Below are 4,229 nucleotides of genomic sequence, written 5' to 3'. Positions count from 1 at the left end.
ATTTAGCTCCCTCGCTGGATAATTGCGCCTAGAGGGGACATTCTTGAAAAGTAACAACCCAATCTTTCGTAGCTCCTAATTATTTGCAACAGAACCAATTTTTTTTAGTCAAAATTATCCTCATTTATATAAAATGTTATTCATATTACAATTAAAAGAATTTAATAAAGTGTATTTTATAATAAATTGAAATTAAGGTATTATTATGACTAAAATAAAGCTATATAATTTCATTATTCCATTATTTTTGTTTTCTACATTCCAAAATGCATTTCCAAATAAAGAATTGCTTATTACAAATGTAACTCCTCCAGAAAACAGTTCAAAAGAAATAAAACAAAAAAATGATTTAGAAAATAAAAAATATCAATCACTAGAGTCATTTTCAAAAGTTCTTAATTTATTAGAGTCAAACTATGTCGAACCAAATGCCGTAAATCCTGAAGTATTAATTGAAAAAGCCTTAAAAGGAATGACTGCAGATCTCGATCCTCATACAACTTATTTGACACAAAAACAGTACTCTGATTTTTCAACGGATACGAGTGGAAAGTTTGGTGGTATTGGTGTTGTCATTAATCCTGCTGGCGGAAAATTAGAAATTGTTGAAATTATAGAGCGTTCTCCTGCTGAAAGATCGGGATTAAAAGTAGGTGATATTATTTATTCAGTAGGTACTATTGTTGTTACACCTAAAACAATAGAAGAAGCTTTAAGTAAAATGCGCGGAATTATAGGAACTGATGTTACTTTAGAGTATTTTACTCCAGATAAAAATGGAAAACAAAATATTATTAAAAAAGTAAAAATTGAAAGAGAAATTATAAGAAGCAATAGCGCTTCTTTAACTCAGCTTTCAAATGGATATGCTTATACAAGACTCACTATTTTTCAAGAAGATGCTTCTGAGCAATTAGGAAAATATATTAAATCTTTTGAAGCTAAAAATAATGGAAAAATAAAAGGATTGATTCTAGATTTAAGAAATAATCCAGGTGGTTTACTTGATCAGGCTGTAAAAGTAACTAACTTATTTATTGATTCAGGAATTATTGTTTCTACAATAGGAAGAGATTTAAATAAACCAGATGATGTAGAATATGCAATTAAAAGAAATACCTTATCAAATTTTCCCATGATTGTTTTAGTTAATGAAGGCACAGCAAGTGCGAGTGAAATTGTAGCTGGTGCATTACAAGATAGAGAAAGAGCAATTATTATGGGAACTCAAACGTTTGGAAAAGGTAGTGTTCAAAATATTATTCCTCTTCCAAATGGAGGAGCTTTAAAAATGACAATTGCTCGTTATTACACTCCAAAAGGAAGAAGTATTCAAGCGAAAGGGATTACCCCTGATATTCCATTAATTTCTCAAAGTATATTAGGAAAAGTTCAACAATTACAAAATGAAGGTCCTAATCAACGTATTCCAAGAAGAGAAGCCGATTTAGACAAGCATATAGAAGCGAAAGATCAAGATACGATTGCATTACAAGGAAGGCAAAATGAAAATGAAATTGAAATTAATTCGTGGCCTTCAAATTTAAGAGATGATTATCAAGTAAGAAGTGCTTTTTTATATTTGAAAAGTATGGGTAAATATTCTTACCTTCAAGATAATACAAGATAACTTAATTTTTAGTCATTTTTGTCATATAGAAAGGAAAGAGGAAAGCACTCTTTCCTTTGTTTTTTAATGAGGTAGAAAGATGACAAAATTAATTATTGTTGGTTCTGGAATATTAGGTTTATCTGTAGCTGAATATTTAACAAGAGAAATGTTTCAGGGAATAGACATCAAAATAATTACAAATAATCATAAATTTTCAGGCTCGAAAGCAGCGGCTGCAAATTTGGCAACCAAAGGTCAAATGTTTGCAAGAGATCCTCATTTTGAACTCAAATTGCATGGTAAAAAAATATATAAAAATTGGATTCATAATTTAATAAAAGAAGATAATTGTTCTTTGTCGATAGACAGTATTTTTAAAAATGGAGAAGGTATAGATTACTTTACATCTATCAATAATAGAGATAAACACTATTTAAGAGTGAAGCAAGATGATAATTTATTAAAAAAAAGAAATTTACCAACAAATTCAATTCTAAAAATAGATGAAAATAAAATAAAATACCTAGATGAATCCTGGGTTGATGCACAAGAATTATTGAATATTTTAAAAAATGTTTTAATAAAAAGGGGAGTTCTATTTGAAGCTAATGATTTCTGCCAAAAAAAATATCACGAAATAATGATTGATAAAAATATAGCTCATTTAATATTTTGCACAGGCGCATGGACGAAAAGTTTGCTAGAGAATTTAAATATTCAATTGCCATTACAAATGACAAAACAAGAAAGACTTACATTAGGATCTACTTTTTTTGGAGATAATATTATTCAAAATTTTAAAAATCATTTTATTTTATCTGAAAAAATATCTAATGATTTAAAATCTAAAGTTACATTTAGTGGTGATATAAATAAAACTTTTATATCTTCTTCTAGTTTGAGAATAAAATCAATTCATGATATGAATATGGAAGAACTAAATTCAAAAAATAATATAATATTAGAATTAGCAAAAAATTTTTTAGAAGACTCGCCAAATTTAAAAGAAAAATATTTTTATAATTCAAATGAAATCTCTCAATTAAATGGATTTAGAGTTGGCTATGGCCATACTGAAATTATTTTGGATAAATTAAATATATCTGAATCAAAAATAAAAGCATTTGTTTGTTCTGGAGCCCATAAAAGTGGGTATCTTTTTGCTCCAGTAATTGGGCGGATAGTGCAAAATTTACTCTTTAGTTAAAATAGAAAAGTGATAATATTATTTGAAAATATAAAAGAGGAAACAATATGAAAGTTTTTTTTAAGAATTGTATTAACAAAATCTTCTATTTTTCTTTTTTAACACCATTAAAAATTCAAGCGCAAAATGCACAGCAAGAGATTCCTGTTCAAACACCTCCTTTACAAGGAACTGGAGTTCAAAGAGTTGGAAGTGCTGCTATTCCTATTCCATCTCAAAGTTTAGATTTAATGGGTTCTCCAAGTGTTACATTACCAAAACCGCAAGGTATTTCTATTCAACCAGTTCAAATGAGTCCTAAAAAGTTACCTTATGATTCTACTTATATGACAGGAAGAATAATATACTTAAATGGTGTAAATATTAACTCAATAAAAAATCAAGAACTTGAAAATGTAAATATTAATATAGATGGCAATGGAAATATTTATATTGATGCACCTCATTATGAAATAGGTGTTGAGCAAAGTTACCATCCTTTAATGCCAGGAGAATTGCCTAAGTTTTCTAAAACAGAATTCTCCGATTTACCAGTTCAAAAAGGGGTTTATTCTAAAGAAACAGGAAAATTGGCACCTATGGATAAAGTTCCTTCCTCTCCTTTATTACAGAAGGAGTTTGCGCCTTCTGTGCCAATAAAAGATCAAGCTCCTATGCAAATGAAACCACAGCCTTCACCTACTGTAGAGACAAATTCACAACCTGAAGCCTTAAATAATGAAAATCCGACAACTCAAAAAAATACTTCAAAAGAAATACCTAAAGGTACAAATTAATACTTAATTATATAATTAAATATTGCATAATTTGACTAATTATTTATTTTCAAATAATGTTTCGTATTAGATAATTTAATTTTTCAATCAATTATCTTTCTTATTTTTTATTGTTTTATTATTTTTTTGAGGAATTTTTTAATAATGAGTTTTGTAAATAATGATAAATTAGATAATAATCAATTAAAATCTAATCCAAATAATCTTTTTGGAATTATTTGTGCTTTATCTTGTGTTGCAGCAACCGGGATTGGCTTTGGACTTTCTTTGCCGCTATTATCTTTTATTATTAAAAGAATGGGATATTCTTCAACTATAATTGGTTTAAATACCGCAATGCCTGCATTAGCTGCTATTGTATTAGCACCTATATTTGTTAAATCTATGGAAAAATTTGGTCTAAAAGTATTTATCTTTTTTAGTATTTTAATTGGAATTTCTTCATTTTTTAGTTTTTACTTTACTCAAAATTTATTGTTTTGGTTTTTATTAAGATTTATTTTTGGTGCCTGTCTTGATAGTGTTTTTGTCGCCAGTGAAACTTGGATTGCTGAATTATCTTCAGATTCAATGCGCGGGCGAATCATGGGCATATTTTCATCATGTTTGAGTATTGGTTATTTTTTTGGAGCAG

General features: G+C 28.0%; 4 protein-coding genes. All 4 read left to right on the top strand.

The window, feature by feature from the left end; all coding sequences use genetic code 11:
* Nucleotides 1–205 precede the first annotated feature (205 nt).
* Nucleotides 206–1,630 carry a S41 family peptidase gene (locus ACIQ56_RS15120; protein ID WP_397601877.1) on the top strand — a complete coding sequence of 475 codons (1,425 nt, stop codon included), beginning with the start codon at nt 206–208 and terminating at the stop codon, nt 1,628–1,630.
* A 79-nt stretch (nt 1,631–1,709) separates the two neighbouring features.
* Nucleotides 1,710–2,819, top strand: a complete 1,110-nt coding sequence (locus tag ACIQ56_RS15115) for an FAD-dependent oxidoreductase (protein WP_397601876.1) — start codon at nt 1,710–1,712, stop codon at nt 2,817–2,819.
* A 47-nt stretch (nt 2,820–2,866) separates the two neighbouring features.
* The gene (locus tag ACIQ56_RS15110) at nt 2,867–3,595 is read left to right on the top strand and encodes a hypothetical protein (RefSeq protein ID WP_397601875.1); all 729 of its coding nucleotides are present in this window, start codon (nt 2,867–2,869) and stop codon (nt 3,593–3,595) included.
* A 144-nt stretch (nt 3,596–3,739) separates the two neighbouring features.
* The coding region (locus tag ACIQ56_RS15105) for an MFS transporter (protein WP_397601874.1) at nt 3,740–4,229 on the top strand (490 nt) is incomplete at its 3' end.

Origin of the sequence: Silvanigrella sp., assembly GCF_044369315.1 — a bacterium.
Classification (GTDB): domain Bacteria; phylum Bdellovibrionota_B; class Oligoflexia; order Silvanigrellales; family Silvanigrellaceae; genus Silvanigrella.
Note: the sequence above shows the minus strand (reverse complement) of the source record. Positions and strands in the feature narration are given on the sequence as shown.

Coding starts and splice junctions, on each gene's coding strand:
- ACIQ56_RS15120 (WP_397601877.1), top strand. CDS start 206: ATGACTAAAATAAAGCTATATAATTTCATTATTCCATTATTTTTGTTT.
- ACIQ56_RS15115 (WP_397601876.1), top strand. CDS start 1,710: ATGACAAAATTAATTATTGTTGGTTCTGGAATATTAGGTTTATCTGTA.
- ACIQ56_RS15110 (WP_397601875.1), top strand. CDS start 2,867: ATGAAAGTTTTTTTTAAGAATTGTATTAACAAAATCTTCTATTTTTCT.